Source organism: Streptomyces ziwulingensis (assembly GCF_039542605.1).
Taxonomy (GTDB): Bacteria; Actinomycetota; Actinomycetes; order Streptomycetales; family Streptomycetaceae; genus Streptomyces; species Streptomyces ziwulingensis.
In genome coordinates this window covers 19,421-38,073 of record NZ_BAABIG010000020.1, presented here as the reverse complement: position 1 = coordinate 38,073, position 18,653 = coordinate 19,421, and the positions used below count along the sequence as shown (strand labels likewise).

At 75.7% G+C, this 18,653-nt stretch carries 16 protein-coding genes; 8 read left to right on the top strand and 8 right to left on the bottom strand.

Going from position 1 to position 18,653, the window contains the following annotated elements; genetic code table 11:
• Positions 1–10: 10 nt before the first annotated feature.
• Complete coding sequence (locus ABEB00_RS10195) at positions 11–823, bottom strand: LysR family transcriptional regulator substrate-binding protein (RefSeq protein ID WP_345618911.1); 813 nt, start codon at positions 821–823, stop codon at positions 11–13.
• 58 nt (positions 824–881) lie between these two features.
• On the opposite strand from ABEB00_RS10195, the gene ABEB00_RS10190 reads away from it, so the two are divergent.
• Positions 882–1,301 carry a DUF5997 family protein gene (locus ABEB00_RS10190; protein ID WP_345618909.1) on the top strand — a complete coding sequence of 140 codons (420 nt, stop codon included), beginning with the start codon at positions 882–884 and terminating at the stop codon, positions 1,299–1,301.
• A gap of 24 nt (positions 1,302–1,325) precedes the next feature.
• Here ABEB00_RS10190 and ABEB00_RS10185 read toward each other — a convergent pair whose 3' ends face one another.
• Positions 1,326–1,718, bottom strand: coding sequence for a DUF2267 domain-containing protein (locus ABEB00_RS10185; RefSeq protein ID WP_345618994.1), 393 nt, complete (start codon positions 1,716–1,718; stop codon positions 1,326–1,328).
• 73 nt (positions 1,719–1,791) lie between these two features.
• Positions 1,792–2,910, bottom strand: a complete 1,119-nt coding sequence (locus tag ABEB00_RS10180; RefSeq protein ID WP_345618993.1) for an MGDG synthase family glycosyltransferase — start codon at positions 2,908–2,910, stop codon at positions 1,792–1,794.
• A 212-nt stretch (positions 2,911–3,122) separates the two neighbouring features.
• On the opposite strand from ABEB00_RS10180, the gene ABEB00_RS10175 reads away from it, so the two are divergent.
• The 3 genes from ABEB00_RS10175 to ABEB00_RS10165 all read left to right on the top strand — a co-directional run bounded on the left by ABEB00_RS10175 (position 3,123) and on the right by ABEB00_RS10165 (position 6,014).
• Positions 3,123–3,995, top strand: coding sequence for an SDR family NAD(P)-dependent oxidoreductase (locus ABEB00_RS10175; RefSeq protein ID WP_345618908.1), 873 nt, complete (start codon positions 3,123–3,125; stop codon positions 3,993–3,995).
• Positions 3,996–4,161: 166 nt separating this feature from the next.
• A complete protein-coding gene (locus ABEB00_RS10170) occupies positions 4,162–5,094 on the top strand; it encodes a DMT family transporter (protein WP_345618906.1) in 933 nt (310 codons plus the stop codon).
• A 146-nt stretch (positions 5,095–5,240) separates the two neighbouring features.
• Positions 5,241–6,014, top strand: a complete 774-nt coding sequence (locus tag ABEB00_RS10165; protein WP_345618904.1) for a polysaccharide deacetylase family protein — start codon at positions 5,241–5,243, stop codon at positions 6,012–6,014.
• A gap of 36 nt (positions 6,015–6,050) precedes the next feature.
• Here the strand turns inward: ABEB00_RS10165 and ABEB00_RS10160 are convergent, their stop codons facing one another.
• From ABEB00_RS10160 to ABEB00_RS10145, 4 genes are read right to left on the bottom strand one after another with little or no spacing between them, the layout of a single operon-like run.
• The gene (locus tag ABEB00_RS10160) at positions 6,051–7,181 is read right to left on the bottom strand and encodes an XdhC family protein (RefSeq protein WP_345618902.1); all 1,131 of its coding nucleotides are present in this window, start codon (positions 7,179–7,181) and stop codon (positions 6,051–6,053) included.
• Positions 7,174–9,288: a xanthine dehydrogenase family protein molybdopterin-binding subunit gene (locus ABEB00_RS10155; protein ID WP_345618901.1), complete on the bottom strand. Its 2,115-nt coding sequence runs from the start codon at positions 9,286–9,288 to the stop codon at positions 7,174–7,176. Before ABEB00_RS10155 ends, ABEB00_RS10160 begins: the two co-directional genes overlap by 8 nt.
• Positions 9,285–10,277, bottom strand: coding sequence for an FAD binding domain-containing protein (locus ABEB00_RS10150; protein WP_345618899.1), 993 nt, complete (start codon positions 10,275–10,277; stop codon positions 9,285–9,287). The genes ABEB00_RS10155 and ABEB00_RS10150 overlap by 4 nt, the downstream gene beginning before the upstream one ends.
• The gene (locus ABEB00_RS10145) at positions 10,274–10,840 is read right to left on the bottom strand and encodes a (2Fe-2S)-binding protein (RefSeq protein WP_345618898.1); all 567 of its coding nucleotides are present in this window, start codon (positions 10,838–10,840) and stop codon (positions 10,274–10,276) included. The genes ABEB00_RS10150 and ABEB00_RS10145 overlap by 4 nt, the downstream gene beginning before the upstream one ends.
• A 294-nt stretch (positions 10,841–11,134) precedes the next feature.
• Here ABEB00_RS10145 and ABEB00_RS10140 point away from each other — a divergent pair, with 294 nt between their 5' ends.
• The 4 genes from ABEB00_RS10140 to ABEB00_RS10125 all read left to right on the top strand — a co-directional run bounded on the left by ABEB00_RS10140 (position 11,135) and on the right by ABEB00_RS10125 (position 17,560).
• Positions 11,135–11,689 (top strand): TetR/AcrR family transcriptional regulator, encoded by a 555-nt coding sequence (locus tag ABEB00_RS10140; protein ID WP_345618897.1) that lies wholly within the window; start codon positions 11,135–11,137, stop codon positions 11,687–11,689.
• Positions 11,690–11,882: 193 nt separating this feature from the next.
• On the top strand, positions 11,883–13,346 hold the full coding sequence (locus ABEB00_RS10135; protein ID WP_345618896.1) for a cytochrome P450: 1,464 nt from the start codon (positions 11,883–11,885) through the stop codon (positions 13,344–13,346).
• Positions 13,347–13,389: 43 nt separating this feature from the next.
• On the top strand, positions 13,390–14,451 hold the full coding sequence (locus ABEB00_RS10130; protein ID WP_345618894.1) for a (-)-alpha-amorphene synthase: 1,062 nt from the start codon (positions 13,390–13,392) through the stop codon (positions 14,449–14,451).
• A gap of 190 nt (positions 14,452–14,641) precedes the next feature.
• Positions 14,642–17,560, top strand: coding sequence for an ATP-binding protein (locus ABEB00_RS10125; protein ID WP_345618893.1), 2,919 nt, complete (start codon positions 14,642–14,644; stop codon positions 17,558–17,560).
• A 26-nt stretch (positions 17,561–17,586) separates the two neighbouring features.
• On the opposite strand, the gene ABEB00_RS10120 is transcribed toward ABEB00_RS10125, so the two are convergent.
• A complete protein-coding gene (locus tag ABEB00_RS10120) occupies positions 17,587–18,411 on the bottom strand; it encodes a response regulator (protein ID WP_345618892.1) in 825 nt (274 codons plus the stop codon).
• Between the last annotated feature and the right edge of the window lie 242 nt (positions 18,412–18,653).

The following is an 18,653-nucleotide window of genomic DNA, read 5'->3' as shown; positions in this document are numbered from 1 at the left end:
CCGGGGAGGGTCAGCCGCGGCGGCGGGGACGGCCGCCGCCGCGGCGGGCGCCGCCGCCCGCCTTGGCGCCGCCGCGGCCTCCGGTTCCGCCGGCCCTGGCGGCGCCGGTACCGCGCCGGGAGCCGGCACCGGGGGCGCCCGCCTTCTTCCCGGCGGTGCCCCCAGCCGGGGTGTCCTTCGTCGCGGTCCGCTGCGGCTGTGCCGGTTCCGCCTTGCGGCCGCGCGTGCTGTTGACGGTCCGGCCGCGGACGATGCCGATGAAGTCCTCCACCAGGTCGGTGTGCGCGTCCTGCGGCCAGCACAGCGCCACGCGGGAGACGGGGGCGTCGGTGACCGGCCGGTGGGTGAGGTCCCTGCGGTGGTGGAAGCGGGCCAGCGAGAGCGGTACGACGAGCACGCCGATGCCCGCCGCGACCAGTTCGACGGCGTCCGCGGTGGTCGCGGGCCGCTCGGCGGCGGGCCGTCCCGGCAGCCGCTCCCAGTCGAGGACGTCGTCCAGGGGGTGCAGTACGAGGTCGTCGGCGAGGTCCTCGACACTCACCTCGTCGGCCGCCGTGACGACGTGGTCCTTCGGCACCAGCACGACCGTCGTCTCGGTGTAGAGGGGGATCGCGCTCAGCGCGTCGCGGTCGACCGGCAGCCGCACCAGACCCGCGTCGGCGTCGCCGTCCAGCAGTACGCCGGGCGCCCGCGCGGCGGTGACCTGGGCGAGGGACAGCGGGACGTCCGGCAGCCGTTGGCCCCAGACGCGCACCCACTTGTCGGGCATCACCCCGGGGACGTAGGCGAGCCGGAAGGAGAGGGGGGCTTGTGGGGCTGTCACCCGGCCAGGTTACCGGGCGTGGTCAGCGCTCGCGCGCATGCTCGATACCCTGGGCTCCATGACCGAGCACCAGAGCACCCAGACGATGAAGCCCGCGACCGCGGCGAAGAAGCTGGGTGTGTACCTAGAGGCCACGCCCGCCGCATTCCAGGAGGGGGAGGTCTCCCGCGCCGAGCTGAACGCGCTCCAGGCCGACCCGCCCCAGTGGCTGCGGGACCTGCGCGGCAACGGGCCGCACCCCCGGCCGGTGGTCGCCGCCAAGCTGGGGGTCTCCATCGCCGGTCTGCGCCGCGGCGGGGTCACCGAGGCGCTGACCACCGAGCAGATCGAGGCGCTGAAGGAGGAAGGCCCCGAGTGGCTGGAGCGGGAGCGCTCCACCCAGGCCGACGTCCGCAAGGAGGCGGCCCGGGTGAAGAAGCTGCACGCCGAGCAGGCCGAGCACAAGGCCAGGACCGAGGCCGGGGCCGAGCGGCGCTGACGCGCCTCGCCGGAAGTCCGCCGGTCACTCGCGCCGAGGGGTGGCCCGGCCGAACAGGTCCGCCCAGTCGGGCGGCAACTGTTCCAGCAGGTGCCCCACCTGTCCGGCGGGGACCGTGTCGGCGACCGTGGACAGCACGGCGCCGGCGTCCCACTCGGCGGTCCGCGGCCGGTCGCCGGTCTGCGCGGACACCCGCCGCAGGAACTCCTCCCGGTCGAAGGTCTCGGGTCCGCCCGTCTCCCGGCGCGGCGCCTCGTCCGGCGGGGCGGCCAGCAGCCCGGCGAGTTCGCCGGACTCCTCCAGTGCGATCCGGTCCGCGAGCACTGACAGGACTGCCTCGGTGATGTGCTCGGCCTCCTCCTGGCTGCGGTACTCTCCGCGGTCGCGGACCCGGTCCAGGAACTCGTCCGTCCTCACCATGGCCTCCTCGGCTCGATTCCCGCCCGGGTGCCCCCGCCCGCGGGAAGTAACCGGAACCCGAGGCACCGGCTCACCGCCGTACCCTCGCCGCGTCGGCCGGGCCGAACAGCCGGGCCACCGGGTCGGCGCGGAAGAGGGCGCGCCCGGCGGCCACCCGCGCGCGACGGTCCGGGCCGTCGGCGGTCAGGCGCCGCAGCGCCACGAGGAGCGCGGCGTCGTCCTCGGCGGCCTCGGACACCCCCAGCGCGGCCATCCGGCGTACGCCGTCGGCGCCGTGGCCGGGTATCGGGCGGTGCCCGACGACCGGGAGGCCGACGGCGAGCGCCTGGGCGGCGGTCTGGCCGGCGGCGTTGTCGATCAGGGCACGGGCGGCCCGCAGCAGGCCGGGCATGTCCGTCACCCAGCCGAGGACCAGAGCGCCGGGAAGGGCGGTCAGCCGGCGCCGCAGCCGGTCGTTGTCGCCGCAGAGCACCACCGGCAGGAAACCGGCGCCGGCCAGCAGCCGGACGGTGGCCTCCGGCCGGGAGGCGACACCCCAGGCGCCGGACGACAGGAGCACCGGCGGCCGGCCAGGCCCGTGGCGCGCGAAGAGCCGCCGCCAGTCGTCGGCCGCGGGGGTGTCGGGAGTCCTCGTCCTGCCGGTGGTGCCTGTGGTGCCCGTGCCGTGCGCGATGCGAAACGCGGGAGCGACCACGGGTCCGCACGCCTCGGCGGGCACCCCGGTGGCCCCCCGGGCCTCGCGGGCGGCGTCGTCGGTGAGGCACAGGTAGAGGTCGTTGCCGGGGTGCTGCCACTGCCGGTGGACGACGAAGTCGACCACGAGGACGGCACTGGGCACCGGCAACCGGCCGCGGGACCGGAGATGGCCGGTGAGCTGGGCGCCGAGGTGGAAGACGGGCACCACCGCGTCGGCGCCGCTGCGGTCGGCCAGGGACACCAGCCGGTCGCCGGCCAGCCGTGCGAGGGCGGTGCCGGCGGGGCGGCGGCCGGGGCCGGGCCGCAGGAACCAGCGGTAGAGCGCCGCGTACACCCAGGGGAAGTGGCGTACCGACCCCCGGTAGAAGAGCCGCAGCAGGCCACCGAGGCGGTACGGGAGCAACGCGAGGACGTCGACGACGAGGGCGTCACCGCCCCGCTCCCGGACCCGCCGCAGGAGTTCGGCGGCGACCGTGTCGTGCCCCGCGCCCATGCCCGCGCTGACCACGAGCAGCCGTCCCGCTCCCGCCACCCGGTACGGGGGCTGCGGCGCGAGGGCCTGCGGGGGGCGGGAGCGGGGTGGAGACACCTGGGCGGAGTTACCCGGACACAAGACCCCAAACCACCGCCTATCGGGTGTTTCGCACCGGCCCGGTCGGGATACTCCGTGACCGCCCGTCCCGCCGGCAGCCGAGGTGGTCCGTCATGGCTCATGCCTTCTCCCGCCCCCGCACCAGCCCCCGTCCCCGTTCCCTGGCCGCGCCGCCGGCCGCCGCACCCGGCGCGGACTCCGCGCGGACCGGGCACCGGCCGGGCGCACCGGCCACCACCCGGACCCGCACCGCCCTGATCACCGGGGCCTCCTCCGGGATCGGCGCGGCCGTGGCCCGCCGGCTGGCGGCCGAGGGCACCTGGGAGATGGTGCTCACCGGACGGGACCCGGCACGGCTGCGCGCCGTCGCCGAGGACGCCGCGGCGACCGCCTTCGCCGCCGACCTGACCGATCCCGGCGCCGGCCGCCTGCTGGCCGACTTCACCCAGGCGGCCGTGGGTCCGGTGGACCTGCTGGTGGCCGGCGCCGGGGTCGGCTGGGCCGGGGACTTCCGCGAGATGCCGCAGCGCTCCATCGACGAGGTGTTCGCCGTCGACGTACTGGCGCCCCTGCGGCTGGTACGGCTGCTGCTGCCGGGCATGGTGGCGGCCGGAACGGGCCGGGTGGTGCTGGTCGGGTCGCTCGCGGGATGCGTCGGGGTGCGCGGCGAGGCCGTGTACTCCGCCGCCAAGGCGGCGCTGGGCACCTTCGCGGACGCGCTGCGCTACGAGTTGCGGGACACCGGTGTGGGGGTGAGCCATGTGGTGCCCGGTGTCGTCGACACCCCCTTCTTCGAGCGTCGCGGCAGCCCCTACCGGCGGTCCCGGCCCCGGCCCGTGCCACCGGAACGCGTGGCCGACGCGATCCGCGACGCGGTCGGCCGCGGCCGGGACGAGGTGTACGTCCCCGGCTGGCTGCGGCTGCCCTGCCGGGTCCGCGGCGCCGCGCCCGGTCTCTACCGGCGGCTGGCCGGCCGGTTCGGATGAGCGGGGGAGGGTGCGCGGATGCCGGGTTCCGGAGCAGGGGCGGGTCCTGAAGCGCGNCGGGTCCCGAAGCGTCGCCGGGTCCCGAAGCGTCGCCGGGTCCCGAAGCGTCGCCGGGTCCTGAAGTGTCGCCGGGTCCCGAAGTGTCGCCGGGCGGGAGTGCGCGGCGGTGAGTGTCCTCACCGTCGTCCTCGCCCTGCTGGCCGCGCTCGCCAACGCCGCCTCCTCGGTACTCCAGCGGCGGGTCGCCGCTCAGGACGCCGAGGGGCAGGAGTCCGCCCGTCAGGTGCGCTGGCTGCTGCGCCTGCTGCGCGATCCGTACTGGGTCGTCGGTGCCGCCCTGCTCGCCGTCACGACCGTGCTCCAGGCCGCCGCGCTGGCGGTGGGCAGCCTGGCCCTGGTCCAGCCCCTGATGGCCAGTGAGCTGCTGTTCACGCTCGTGGTCGGCAGCGTGGTCTTCCATCGGCGGCCCGACCGGCGGACCTGGCTGGCGTTCGGGGCGCTCGCCGTCGGGCTGGCGCTGTTCCTGGGCGCCGCCGCGCCCTCGGCCGGCCGGGACACGGCGTCCCCGGGCACCTGGGCGGTGGCCGGGCCGGCCGTGCTCTGCGTGGTGGCCGTACTCGCCGCCGCCGGACGCCTGTCGCGGGGCGCCTCCCGCGCGGCCCTCTTCGGTTCGGCGTCCGCGGTGGCCTTCGGCGGCACGGCCGCACTGCTCAAGGAGGTCACGGGCCGGTTGCCCCAGGGGGTCGGCCCGGTCCTGACCCAGTGGCCGCTGTACGCGACGGGTGCCGTCGGCGGGATCAGCTTCCTGCTGCTGCAGGGCGCGCTGCGGGCCGGCACGCTGGCCGCGTCCCAGCCGGCACTCACCCTCGGTGACGCGCTGACCAGCGTGGCCCTGGGCTGGGTCCTGTTCGGGGAGCAGATCGCCCTCGGGGTGCGGGTCCTGCCCGAGGTGATCGGCATCGCGCTCATCGGCCTCGGCAGCCTGGGCCTGGCCCGCGCCCCCTCGGTGCACGGCGCGTGGGACACCGCGGCGGCGGCGCGCGACGGCCCCGACGGTGACCCGCGCCACGCGCGCGACTCCCGGCGGCGGGAGTCGTGACGCGGGCCCGGAGACGAACGCGGGCCCGGACGCAGGCCCGGACGCAGGCCCGGACTGAGGCACGGACGGAGGCACGGGCGCGGAGAGGGCGGACGGAGGAGGACGGATGAGGACGGAGGAGGACGGATGAGGACGGAGGAGGACGGATGGGTGAGCGTTTCGCGGGGTCGCAGGCCGCCACGCGGGCGGTGCGCGCGGCGTGCGCTGTGGCACCGCCGGCCGCCGCCCTGGCCCACATCGGACCGGCCGCGTCCTGGCTGCCCGGCCCGCGCCGGCGCTGGCTGCCCGGTCTGGCCGGCCGGGGCAGTCCCTGCCATGTCGCGCTCACCTTCGACGACGGTCCCGACCCGGTCTCCACACCGCGCTTCCTCGACGCGTTGGACGCCCTCGGCGTGCGGGCGACCTTCTTCGTCCTCGGGGAGAACGTGGTGCGCCACCCGGCGCAGGCGCGCGAGGTGGTGGCGCGGGGGCACGAACTCGCCGTCCACGGCTGGACGCACGACCGCCCCTGGCTGCCGGCACCGGCCCGGGACGCCCGCGCGCTGGCCCGGGCCGCCGAGGTGGTGGCCGACGTCAGCGGCCGGTGGCCCTACTGGTACCGCCCGCCCTACGGCATCCTCACCTCCGGACGCTGGGCCGCCGCCCGGCGGACCGGACTGCGGCCGGTCCTGTGGACGGCGTGGGGCAGGGACTGGACGCGGGAGGCGACGGCCGCCTCGGTCCGCGCGACCGTCGCGGCGGACCTGCGCGGCGGCGGGACGGTCCTGCTGCACGACGCCGGCCACGCCTCGGCGCCGGGCAGTCGGCGGGCCGCGCTCGGCGCGCTCCCGGGCATCGTCGCCGACTGCCGGACCGCCCGCCTGACCGTGGGTCCCCTCGCCGAACACGGCGTGGCCGGAGCGCCGCCGTCCAGGCCGTGACGACGAGCGCCCCCGCCCGCCACTCCCCCGCGCACCTCACGCCGCCGTCCCCGACACCTCCCGGTGGATCGGGGTGCCCGTCTCCGTGAGGGGTCGGCCGGTGCCCCCGCGCCGGGCGGCGACGATCTCCGCCGCGATGGACAGGGCCGTCTCCTCGGGTGTGCGGGCGCCCAGGTCGAGGCCGATCGGGGAGCGCAGGCGGGAGAGTTCGCGGGTGCTCAGGCCGGCCTCGCGCAGCCGTCGGGTGCGGTCGTCGTGGGTGCGGCGCGAGCCCATCGCCCCGACGAAGGCGACGGGCATCCGCAGCGCCTCGGTCAGCAGCGGGATGTCGAACTTCGCGTCGTGGGTGAGCACGCACAGGACCGTGCGCGCGTCGGTGGCGGTGCGCCGCAGATAGCGGTGCGGCCAGTCGACGACGACCTCGTCGGCCTCGGGGAAGCGGGCCGCGGTGGCGAAGACGGGCCGTGCGTCGCAGACGGTCACATGGTGGCCGAGGAACTTGCCCGCGCGGACCAGCGCCGCCGCGAAGTCGACCGCGCCGAAGACGATCATGCGGGGCGGCGGGGTGCTCGACTCGACGAGCAGGGTGAGCCCGCCGGGGCAGTGTGAGCCGTCCTCGGAGACCGGGACGGTGCCGGTGCGGCCCGCGTCCAGCAGGGCGCGGGCCTCGGCCGCCGCCGTCCGGTCCAGCTCCGCGTCCCCGCCGAGCCCGCCCTCGGCCGACCCGTCGGGCCGGACCAGCAGAGCCCGCCCGAGGAGTGCCGCCGGGCCCCGCACGACCCGGGCGAGAGCGGCGGGTTCACGCCGGGCGGCGGCCGACAGCGCCGCCCGGACCACCTCCCGCGCGGCGTCGGCCGCCCGGACCGGCACGACCAGGACGTCGATGATGCCGCCGCAGGTCAGCCCGACCGCGAAGGCGTCCTCGTCGCTGTACCCGAACCGCTCGCGCACCGGCTCGCCGTCCCGCAGGGCCTGCGCGCACAGTTCGTACACGGCGCCCTCCACGCAGCCCCCGGAGACGGAGCCGATCGCCGTGCCGTCGCTGTCGACGGCGAGGGCGGCGCCGGGGCCGCGCGGGGCGCTGCCGCCGACGGAGACGACGGTGGCGACGGCGAACTCCCGGCCCTCCTCGGCCCAGCGGTGCAGCTCCTCGGCGATGTCAAACACCGGCGCCCGCCCGAAGGACGCGGTCGGGCCGGATCGGCAGGTGCCGGTGGCGTACGCCCGTGGCGTGCCAGACGGCGTTGGCGATCGCCGCGGCGGCGCCGACCACGCCGATCTCACCGACGCCCTTGATGCCGACCGGATCCTCCGGGTCGGTGTCGTCCACCCAGTCGGCCTCGATGTGCGGGACGTCGGCGTGGGTGGCGACGTGGTAGCCCGCGAGGTCGGGTCCGTAGTGGCCGCCGGTGGCGCGGTCCCGGACCGCTTCTTCGTGCAGGGCCATGGAGATGCCCCAGGTCATGCCGCCGAGGAGCTGGTTACGGGCGGTGAGGGGGTTGACGATCCGGCCGGCCGCGAAGATCCCGAGCATCCGCCGCACCCGTACCTCGCCGGTGGCGGGGTCCACCGCGACCTCGGCGAACTGGGCTCCGTAGGAGTGCCGTTCCTTCTGGGCGAGGGCCGCGATGGCCTCGGTGGTGTCGGAGCGGACGGTGATGCCCTCCGGCGGGATGTCGGTGTTCAGCGCGAGCCGCTCGCGCAGTTCGGTGGCGGCGGCCGTGACCGCCCAGGACCAGGAGCGGGTGCCCATCGACCCGCCGGCGATCCAGGCGGGCCCGAAGTCGCTGTCGCCGATCCGCACCCGGACCCGGTCCGGTGTCGTTCCCAGCGCGTCGGCGGCGACCAGGGTGAGGGCCGTGCGGGCCCCGGTGCCGATGTCGGCGGCGGTGATCCGCACGGTGAAGGTGCCGTCCGGCTCGGCCGTGGCCAGGGCCGTGGAGGCCCCGGCCCCCGCGCCGAAGGAGGCGGCGGCGGTGCCGGTGCCCACCAGCAGGCCGCCCTCGCGGCGCAGGCCGGGGCGGGGGTTGCGGTCGGCCCAGCCGAACCGGCGGGCGCCCTCGTGGAAACAGGCGGCGAGGTTGCGGGTGGCGTAGGGCAGGCCGGAGACCGGCCCGGTCTCCGGTTCGTTGCGCAGGCGCAGCTCGATCGGGTCGACGCCGCACTTCTCGGCGAGTTCGTCGAACGCGGCCTCCAGGGCGAAGGACCCGGGTGCCTCGCCGGGCGCGCGCATCCAGGTCGGGGAGGGCACGTCGAGCCGTACGACCTCGTTGGCGGTGTGGTGGGCGTCGGCGTCGTACATCACGCGGGCGACACCGGCGCCCGGCTCGACGAACTCGTAGACGGTGGACGTCTGGTTGAGCGAGCGGTGCCCCAGGGCGCGCAGCCGGCCGTCGGCGCGGGCCCCGAGCCGGACCCGATGGGCGGTGGGGCTGCGGTAGCCGGCGAGCGAGAACATCTGCCGGCGGGTCAGGACGACGCGGACCGGGCGGCGCAGGACGGTGGCGGCCATCACGGCGGAGACCTGGTGGGCGCGCATGCCCTTGCTGCCGAAGCCGCCGCCTATGTGCTCGGAGCGCACCCGCACCGCGGACTCGTCGAGGGAGAACATGTTGGCCAGTTCGCTCCGGACCCAACTGGCGCCCTGGTTGGAGTCGACGATCTCCAGCCGGCCGCCGTCCCAGTGGGCGGTCGCCGCGTGCGGCTCCATCATGCTGTGGTGCTCTTCGGGGGTGGTGTACTCGGCGTCCACGACGTGGTCGGACGCGGCGAGTTCGGCCTCCAGGTCGCCCTTCTCGGCCGCCTCGTCCCCGGCGTGGGCGTCCGGCCGGTCCGCCTCGAAGGCGATGTCGTGCGGCTCCGTCTCGTAGCGCACGACGAGCACCTCGGCGGCCTCTCTGGCCTGTTCGGGTGTCTCGGCGACGACCAGCGCCACCGGCCAGCCCGCGTGCGGCACCCGGTCGTGCTGGAAGACCGCGGCGGTCGGGTCCGGAACGCCGAGCATGCCGACGTAGTCGGACGTCACGCGCGGGGCGTTGCCGTGGTGCAGCACGGTGAGCACGCCCGGCATGTCCAGGACGGGGCCGGTCTCGATCTCGCGGACGCGGCCGCGGGCCACGGTGGAGAGCACCAGCCAGCCGTGGGCGAGGTCGGTGAAGGGGATCTCGCCGGCGTAGCGGGCGGCGCCGGTGACCTTGTCGCGGCCCTCGACGCGGGTGTGGGCGGTGCCGACGGCGCCGGTGAGGGGGGTGCGGCCGGTCGTGGTGGTGGTCATCGGGCGGCCTCCTCGGCGAGTTCGGTGAGTACGGCCACCACGAGGTTGCGCATGAGCGTCACCTTGTATCCGTTGTCGGGCAGCGGGCGGGCGGCGGCCAGTTCGGCGTCGGCCGCGGCGGCGAACGTCTCCGGCTCCGCGGGCGCGCCGGTCAGCACCTGCTCGGCGGCGCGGGCCCGCCAGGGCCGGGAGGCGACCGCCCCGAGGGCGAGGCGCGCCTCGCGCACGACGCCGTCGCGGACGTCGAGCGCGGCGGCGACCGAGCCGATCGCGAAGGCGTAGCTGGCGCGCTCGCGCACCTTGCGGTAGCGGGAGTGGGCGGCGACCGGCGCGGGCGGCAGGACCAGGCCGGTGACGAGCGCGCCCGGCGGCAGGGCGGTCTCCCGGTGCGGGGTGTCCCCGACGGGCAGGTAGAACTCCGTGAGCGGCACCTGCCCCGGCCCGTCGGCGGTCTCGTAGGTGACGACGGCGTCGAAGGCGGTCAGGGCGACGCCCATGTCGGAGGGGTGGACGGCCACGCAGTGCTCGGAGGCGCCCAGGATGGCGTGATTGTGGTGCACGCCGGTGCGGGCGGGGCAGCCGCTGCCGGGGTCGCGCTTGTTGCAGGGCCCGGTGACGTCGGTGAAGTAGCCGCAGCGGGTGCGCTGGAGGAGGTTGCCGCCGACGGTGGCCATGTTGCGCAGTTGCCCGGAGGCGCCGGCCAGCACCGCCTGGGTCAGCGCCGGGTAGCGGCGGCGGACCTCGGGGTGGGCCGCGAGGTCGCTGTTGGTCACGGTCGCGCCGACGCGCAGGCCGCCGTCGGGGGTGGTCTCGACGTGGTCCAGGGGCAGTTCGCGGACGTCGACGAGGAGGGCGGGCCGCTCCACTCCGGTCTTCATCAGGTCGACGAGGTTGGTGCCGCCGCCGAGGAAGCGGGCCTCGGGGTCGGCGGCGAGCAGGGCGACCGCGCCGGGGACGTCGTCGGCGCGCCGGTAACCGAACTCCCTCATACCGTCGCCTCCTCGGTGTTCTGGTGGCGGGCGCCGGCCGCGCGGCTGACGGCCTGCACGATGGACACGTAGGCGCCGCACCGGCACAGGTTCCCGCTCATCCGCTCCCGGATCTCCTCCGGGGTCAGTTCGGGCGGTCCCGCCTCCGGTCCCACGTCCCGCGTGACGGCGCTCGGCCAGCCCGCCGCGTGTTCCTCGATCACGGCGACGGCCGAACAGATCTGGCCGGGCGTGCAGTAGCCGCACTGGTAGCCGTCGAGGTCGAGGAACGCCTGCTGCACCGGGTGCAGCCGGTCGCCCTCGGCCATGCCCTCGACGGTGGTGACCTCGCGCCCGTCGGCCGCCACCGCGAGCTGGAGGCAGGCGACGGCCCGGCGTCCGTCGATCAGGACCGTGCAGGCCCCGCACTGCCCCTGGTCGCAGCCCTTCTTGGTGCCGGTCAGGTCGAGTCGTTCACGCAGGGCGTCGAGCAGGGTGGTGCGGTGGTCGACGGTCAGCGGATGCTTCTCGCCGTTGATGTTCAGGGTGATGGCGCTGTACGTCGACGAGGGCGTCGAAGCCATGGTCAGCCTTCTTTGCGCATCGGGTGCGGGGGATCGGGGGGCGCTGTACCTGGGAGGGGGCGGATCACGGGAGGGCGTCGCGCGGGCGCGGGGCGCGCGGGCCACCGGGCCGGGTGGCGTCGGCTCCCACCGAAGTCGCCCCCGCCGCTATGCTGGAGTCAACCGGACAATTGTCCGCTCACTGGAAACGTAACGGACAGTTGTCCGGTTATCAAGGACGTTATTCGGCACGGACGTTATTCGGCCACGAACCCGCGAGGAGGACCGGTGGGGCAGCCGGAGAGGGATGCGCCGATGCGTTCGGACGCGCAGCGCAACCGTGAGCGGATCCTGGAGGTGGCCCTGGCGGAGCTGACGAACTGCGCGCAGGCCCCGCTGAGCGCGATCGCCAAGAAGGCGGGCGTCGGGCAGGGCACGTTCTACCGCAACTTCCCCAACCGGGAGGCGCTCGTCCTGGAGATCTACCGCCACGGGATACGGCAGGTCGCCGACAGCGCGGCCGAGCTGCTCGCGGACCGCGAGCCGGAGCGGGCGCTGCGTGACTGGATGGACCATCTCGCGCGGTTCGCCATGGCCAAGGCGGGACTGGCGGAGGCGATCCGGCAGGCCACCGGCGGGCCGGGCGGACCGGCCAAGCCGGGCCACACCCCGGTGACCTCCGCCATCGAACTCCTCCTGCGTGCCAACGAGGAGGCGGGCACCATCCGGCCCGGAGTGAGCGCGGACGACTTCTATCTCGCCATCGCCGGACTGTGGCAGATCGACCCGCGCGACGACTGGCAGCCGCGCGCCGCCTGGCTGCTCGACCTGGTCATGGACGGACTGCGGGCGGGCGCGTCCGGCCGGTGAACCGGGTCGTCCGCTTCGGCGGCGGCGTGCGCGGCCGCTGACCTGTCATGCCCCTTCGTGCACCTGTGCGCCCCCGCATGCTGAAGGTACAAGTGGCAACAGTGAGCCGGACTGGGCAGAACAATGACCTGAGCCGCGAGTCGGTGAAGCGTCACCGAATTCGTCCGTGCGCCGCTGAGGCAGGTGTTGTCCCGTGAGTCAAGCCTTACCCGGACCCGACCCCGTGTGGACCGCGGGAACCGCACCCGGCATATTCCCTTTCCTCGGGCACGCTACCGCACTGTTCCGCCGCCCGCTGGATTTTCTGGAAACCCTTCCCGCCCACGGCGACCTGGTCGAGATACGCCTGGGGCCACGGCGTGCCTGGGTGGTCTGCGAGCCCCGGCTGGTCCACCGGATGCTCATGGACCCGGCCACCTTCGACAAGGGCGGCCCGCTGTACGACCGGCTCCGGGGGCTGATGGGCGACGGGCTCGTGACGTGCCGCCAGGATGACCACCGGCGCCAGCGCAGACTGCTGCAACCGGCGTTCAGCCCCGCCCGGGTGGCCGGCTGCGCGGACCTCATGGGCGAGGAGGCCGCGTCGGTGTGCCGGTCCTGGCGGCCCGGACAGCGCGTCGACGTGACCGCCGCGCTGCTGGCGCTGACGACGGGGGTCACCAGTCGGCTGCTCTTCTCCGACTCGCTGGACGACCGGCGGGCCGCCGAGGTGCGGTCCGCGCTCGCCGTGGTCGTCCAGGGACTGTTCGTCCGCACGGTGGTGCCCGTCGACGCCCTGTTCCGGCTGCCCACGCCCGGGAACCGGCGCTACCGCGCCGCGGTGGCCCGCCTGCGCGCGCTCGTCGACGACCTCGTCGCCGAACGCCGGCGCGGCGTGCCCCGCGCCGACCTGCTGGGCACCCTGCTGGCGGCCGGGAAGGACGGAGGCCGCACCGGCGACGAGGGTTCCGGGGCCTCCGGGGCCTCCGAGGAGGGCGGGCGCGGGGCCGCCGGGGTGCTCACCGAGCGGGAGATCCGCGACCAGCTCGTCACGCTGCTGCTCACCGGTGTGGAGAGCACCGCGATGTGCCTGGGTTCGGTCTTCGGCCTGCTGGCCGAGCACCCGGAGGCGGAACACCGGCTGCACGAGGAGGTCGACGCCGTTCTCGCCGGCCGGACCGCCCCCGGCGCCGGGGAGCTGACCCGGCTCGTCTACACCCGCAGCGTGGTCACCGAGACGTTGCGACTGCGCCCGCCGGGCTGGCTGTTCACCCGGCTCACCACCCGGGAGACGGAGCTGGCCGGGCGCCGCCTGCCCCGGGGCGCGACTCTGCTGTACAGCCCCTACCTGCTGCACCACCGGGCCGCTTCGTTCCCGCGGCCCGAGGAGTTCCGCCCCGAGCGCTGGCTGCCGGGGAGGACCGCGGGCCCGCCGCCGGGCGCGCTGCTGCCGTTCGCCGCCGGCAGCCGCAAGTGCGTCGGGGACACCTTCGCCATGACGGAGGCCGTCGCCGCCGTCGCGACCATCGCCCGCCACTGGAGGCTGCGCGCGCCCTCCGGACGGGTCGGCAGGCCGCGCCCCGCGGCCACTCTGGGCCCCCGGTCGCTGGTGCTGCTCTGCGAACCGCGGGCGCACCTGCCCGGCAGAACGCCCGCGCCCGTCTCCCGCGCCGAGTGAAGTCCCCCGCAGACCGGATCCCCGAATGGCAGGTGCACCGCAGGTGACGAAGACGACCGCGACGTACGCGACACTCCGGGCAGCGACGTACGAGGAGGTGCGGGCCACGACGTACGAGGAGGTCCCGGCGGCTCCCCTCGGCACGTCCGAAGGCAGTCTCAAGGAGCTGATCGACCGCACGCTGTACATGCCCTTCCCGTTCCTGGCCAGCCCGCACGAGGACCGGGCGGCGGCCGGCGTCGACGTCTGGCTGCGCCGCTGGGGCCTGAGCGACGACCCCGCGGTCGCGGAGATGATCGTGCGCACCCGCCCGGCGCAACTGGCCTCCTACAACGGGCCGACGATGGACGCCGGGCTTCTCCAGTTGATGGCCGACCAGATCGCGTACCAGTTCGTGTTCGACGACCGGGCGGAGGAGGTGGGCGCCCGGGGACCGGACCGGCTGCTGCCCCTGGTGGGTGAGAGCATCGCGGTCCTGCGCGACGACCAGCCGCCGCTCACCCCGCTCGGGGCGGCCCTGGCCGACCTCTACCGGCGCGTTCAGGAGCGGTGCACTCCGGCGCAGGCGGCGCGCTGGGCCTGGTACAGCCGCGAGTACGTGCACGGGCTGCTGTACGAGGCGGTGGCCCAGAGCCGGCCGGCGCCCCCCGCGTTCGGCGTCTGCACCTCGATCAGGGCCCTGACCGCCGGGGTCGAGCCGTTCTATCCGCTGGCCGAGGCCGCCCAGCCCCTGGAGCCGGCCCCGCGGGAGCTGCACCACCCGGTGATGCGGCGCCTGGCCAGGCTCTCGGCGGACGCGGCGGTCTGGATCCCCGACCTCTTCTCCGCGGTGAAGGAGCACCGCACCGGCGGGATGATCAACCTGGCCCTCGCCTACCAGCGGTCGCACGACTGCTCCCTGCCCCGGGCCGTCACGCTGGCCGTCCAGCGGATCAACGGCACGGTCGAGGAGTTCCAGCGGCTGCGCCGCACCGTCGAGCCGGAACTGAGCCCGGCGGGCGCCGGTTACGTGGACGGCATGGTGGGCTGGATACGCGGCTGCTACTACTGGTCGCGCAGCGTGCCGCGCTACGCGGAGACGGACTCGGTGCCGGCTCTGCCATGACCGCCGCCGGGGCGGGTCGGCCGGAGGCCAACCGGACCACGTTACCCACGCGGGGGGCGTCTCACCCGTGGATGGCGATTGTTTCACCCGTCCTCGCCGTCCCCGTCTCAGAATGCGATCACCCCGGCGAGAGCGGGCGTACGCTCGGCGCTGTCCTTCTGCGGACCGTCGACAGGAAGCAGTACGGCACATGGCGACTGGACTGCGGCAACCGAACACCGAACACCGGCCGTTGCTCGAACGTGGTCCTGAACTGGCCTCGCTGGACGCCGCGTTGCACCGACTGTGTGTCACCGACGCCACCGACATGGGCGTGCCGGGAGCGCGGCGGGGCGGTCTGCTCGCCTTCACCGGACCGGCCGGACTCGGCAAGACGACGCTCCTCGCCCGGGCCCGCTCCCGGGCCACGGCCCTCGGCTGCACGGTCCTGTCGGCAAGAGGCGGCGAGAACGAACAGGAGCTGGCGTTCCGCGTGGTGCGCCAGCTCCTGCAGCCCTCGCTCGCGGAGCTGGACGAGCCCGAGTGCCGCTCGTTCCTGGGCAGTTGGTACGACATCGTCGCCACCGCCCTCGGCCTGGAGGCGACCGGCACCGCGCGCGCCCCCGATCCCACCGGCGTGCGCGACGGCCTGGACTGGGTCATGACGCGGCTGACGGTGCGCAGGGCACCGGTCGTCCTGCTCCTCGACGACGCGCACTGGGCCGACCTGGAGTCCCTGAGCTGGCTCACCTCCTTCGGGCCCCGGGTCGAGGACCTTCCGCTCCTCGTCGTCACCGCCTACCGGCCCGACGAGATGCCGTCCGCCGCGCGGCCGTTCCGGGCGCTGGTCGAACGCCAGGAGGAGCGCCCGCACACTCTGGCCCCGCTCACCGAGGCCGCGGTGGCCCGCATCGTGCGGGACGCGGTGGGCGAGGAGGCCGGGGAGGGGTTCTGCGCCGAGTGCTGCGCGGTGACGGGCGGCAGCCCCTACGAGGCCGTGGAGCTGGCCATCCGGCTCGGTGAGCGGCGGCTGCGGGGCACCCCGGACGAGCTGACGACGATGCGCGAGCTGGCCTCCGCCGTGAAAGGGCCCGGCCTGCTCGAACGGCTGCACCGGCTCGGCCCCGGCACCGTCCGGTTCGCGTTCGCCACCGCCGTGCTGGGCACCCCCGCCCTGCCGCAACTGGCCGCCTGCCTCGCGGTGGTCGGCAGTGAGGAGGCGAGCGCGGCCACCGAGCGGCTGCGCGCCGCCCGGATCCTCTCCCCCGGCACCGGGATCGGCGGCGGGCTGGAGTTCATCCACCCCCTGATCGCCAGGACCGTCTACCGGGACATTCCGCCCGCCCTGCGGGTCGGGATGCACAACGCGGCGGTGGACGCCGTCCGCGCCGCCGGGCTCGGAGCCACCGCCGCCGCCCGGCACCTGCTCGAAGTGCCCAGCGGCGAGGGCAGCTCCGAGGCGGTCGACTGTCTGCGGGAGGCGGCCTGCGAGTACCTGCGCTGCGGGGCCCCCGAGGCCGCCCGGCGCGCCCTGATCCGGGCCCTTCAGGAGCCTCCGCCGCCCGCGGAGCGCGCCGCGCTCCTGCACGAACTGGCCCGCGCCACCTTCCTGATCGATCCCGCGGCGACCGTCAGCCACCTGCGCGAGGCGCTGGCGGAACCGGACGTCGAGCCCGACCTGCGCGCCTCCATCGTCTACCGGCTCACCCAGGCCCTGGCCCACACCGACCAGGTGGCGGAGGCCGCGGCGGTCGCCGCCCAGGAGGCGCGGCGGACCGACAGCCCGCGCATCCGGCTGCGGATGCAGGCCGACCACTTCGTCTGGAGCGCCTTCCGCACGGACGAGCCCGACTCACCCGCCCGCGCCCGCCGGCTGACCCGGCTGGCCGGCCGGTTGCCCGGCCACACCCTGGAGGAGCGCTACATCCTCGGGCTGCGCGCCTGGGACGCCCTGCTGCGCGGCGAGTCCCGGCGGACCGCCTTCGGCTGCGCGGAGGAGGCGCTGCGCGGCGGTCTGAGCTGGACCGAGGAGAACAGGGGCTTCGAGGTGCCCGTCTCCGTCGCCCTGGTCTTCATGTACGGCGACCAGCCGGGGCGGGCGGAGGAGCTGTTCCGCCACGGCCTCACCGAGTGCGAGACCAAGGGGTGGCGCGGTTCGCACCTGGCGCTCGGGCACACCCTCTACGGCTACATCCGCTACCGCCGCGGCTGTCTGGCGGAGGCGGAGGACCAGGTGCGGGAGGGGCTGCGGATCGCCGACCGGGTGGACGGGGCGGTACCCGCCCAGTTCTTCGCCGTCGGCATCCTGATCCAGACGCTGCTGGCGCGGGGCCGGATCGCCGACGCGCGCCGGGTGGCCGACGACTACCGCTACGGCGAGGTGGTGCCCAGGGCCGTCATCTACCCCGACCCCCGCACCGTCCACGCCGAGCTGCTCCTCGCCGAGGGCCGGCTGCGGCCGGCCGCGCGCACGCTGACCGAGGTCGGGGCCCGGCTGGAGGAACGCGGCTGGCGCAATCCCGCCTGGTGCCCGTGGCAGCTCCGGCTGGCCACCGCCGTCGCGCCGCACTCCCCCGGCCGGGCGGTCCGGCTGGCCCAGGACGCGGTCGCGCGGGCCCGGGACTTCGGTGCCGCCTCGGTGATCGGCCAGGCCCTGCACACCGAGGCCGAGGTCACCGGGGCGCGCACGGCGCTCGGCCTGTACGAGGAGGCCGTCGGCCACCTGGAGGCGTCACCGGCCGCCTACGAGCTGGCCCGGGCGCTGGTCGGTTACGGAGCCGCGCTCTCCCGCGACGGCCAGGTGCAGGAGGCCGCCGACCGGCTCTACCAGGGGCTGGAGCGGGCGGTCCACTGCGGCGCGGAGGGGCTGGCCGCCCGGGCCAGGACGGAGCTGTCGGCGGCCGGTCTGCGGCCGCTGCCGCTGCGCTACCCGCAGACGGACTCGCTCACCGCGCACGAGCGCAGGGCCGCCGAGATGACGGTCCGGCACGACCCGGCGGCCCTGATCGCCAAGGAGCTGCACCTCACCGAGCAGGGCGTACGGCAGGTGCTCGCCGCGGTCTACCGCAAACTCGGCACCGACTCCGAGGGACTGGCACGGGCCTTGACGGTCCCCCGGACGCACGACTGACCGGCGCCGGGGCCCTGGGCCGGTGCTCAGGCGCGGACCCCGCCGCCGGAGGAGAGCCCCGCGGTGCGGCCGGGGCCGCCGCGGTGGCGGTAGCGGCGTTCGGGGCGGCCGGCGGCGCCGTAGCGCAGGGAGACCTCGGCGCTGCCGACGGTGTGGAAGTGCTCCAGGTAGCGCCGGGCGCTGACCCGGGAGACACCGGTGAGGGCCGCGCACTCGCTCGCGGACAGGGTGCCCTCCGCCTCGCGCAGGGCGCGTTCGATCAGCTCGGCGGTCTCCACGCTCATGCCCTTGGGCAGCGCGGGCGCGGCCGGTGCCGACGCCCCCGCCAGTACCCGGTCGACGTCGGCCTGGTTGCGCACGACCGAGTCCAGCAGCCGGCCGCGCCGGACGGCGTAGCGCTCCAGCCGGGTCCGCAGCTCCGCGAACTCGAACGGTTTGAGGAGGTAGTCGACGACGCCGTGCCGCACGGCGCCGCGGACCGTGTCCGCCTCGCGGGCCGCGCTGACGACCATGACGTCGCAGTCGTGGCCGGCGGCCCGCAGCCTGGGGATGAGGTCGAGGCCGAACACGTCCGGCAGGTACAGGTCGAGCAGGACCAGGTCGGGGCGGAGCGCGTCGGCGGCGGCGACGGCCTGCTCCCCGGTGCCGGCGACGCCGACGACCCGGAACGGCGGGACGCGTTCGACGAAGGCGCGGTGCAGCCGGGCGACCATGAAGTCGTCGTCGACGACGAGCGCGTCGATCGTGCCGCCACCGCCACCACCGACGCCGTCACCGCTGCCACCACTGTCACCGCCGTCACCGCTGCCACCGCTGTCACCGCTGTCACCGGTGCCGTGCGTTCCCCTCATCGCGCCGCTCCTTCCGCCACCGCGTCGGTGAGGTGGCTGTCCTGATCTCACCGCCGTGACGTTCGCAGACCGGCCGGGCGAGCGCCAGACCTCCGGCGACCGCAATGACCACAACCTCCGTTGGTGACGCAAGGCAGACAGGCGCCGGACCCGGGGGCACGATGTGGCCCACGTCACGCCCGGCGTCCGCGCCGGCCCCGGGGCGCCCCCGTACCCGTACCGAACCACGCGACGACAGGTGG

What these genes read in the sequence shown, in the direction of transcription:
- ABEB00_RS10190 (WP_345618909.1), top strand. Translation starts at nt 882, where the DNA reads ATGACCGAGCACCAGAGCACCCAGACGATGAAGCCCGCGACCGCGGCG.
- ABEB00_RS10180 (WP_345618993.1), bottom strand. Translation starts at nt 2,910, where the DNA reads ATGGGCGCGGGGCACGACACGGTCGCCGCCGAACTCCTGCGGCGGGTC.
- ABEB00_RS10175 (WP_345618908.1), top strand. Translation starts at nt 3,123, where the DNA reads ATGGCTCATGCCTTCTCCCGCCCCCGCACCAGCCCCCGTCCCCGTTCC.
- ABEB00_RS10165 (WP_345618904.1), top strand. Translation starts at nt 5,241, where the DNA reads ATGGGTGAGCGTTTCGCGGGGTCGCAGGCCGCCACGCGGGCGGTGCGC.
- ABEB00_RS10155 (WP_345618901.1), bottom strand. Translation starts at nt 9,288, where the DNA reads ATGACCACCACCACGACCGGCCGCACCCCCCTCACCGGCGCCGTCGGC.
- ABEB00_RS10150 (WP_345618899.1), bottom strand. Translation starts at nt 10,277, where the DNA reads ATGAGGGAGTTCGGTTACCGGCGCGCCGACGACGTCCCCGGCGCGGTC.
- ABEB00_RS10145 (WP_345618898.1), bottom strand. Translation starts at nt 10,840, where the DNA reads ATGGCTTCGACGCCCTCGTCGACGTACAGCGCCATCACCCTGAACATC.
- ABEB00_RS10140 (WP_345618897.1), top strand. Translation starts at nt 11,135, where the DNA reads ATGCGTTCGGACGCGCAGCGCAACCGTGAGCGGATCCTGGAGGTGGCC.
- ABEB00_RS10125 (WP_345618893.1), top strand. Translation starts at nt 14,642, where the DNA reads ATGGCGACTGGACTGCGGCAACCGAACACCGAACACCGGCCGTTGCTC.
- ABEB00_RS10120 (WP_345618892.1), bottom strand. Translation starts at nt 18,411, where the DNA reads ATGAGGGGAACGCACGGCACCGGTGACAGCGGTGACAGCGGTGGCAGC.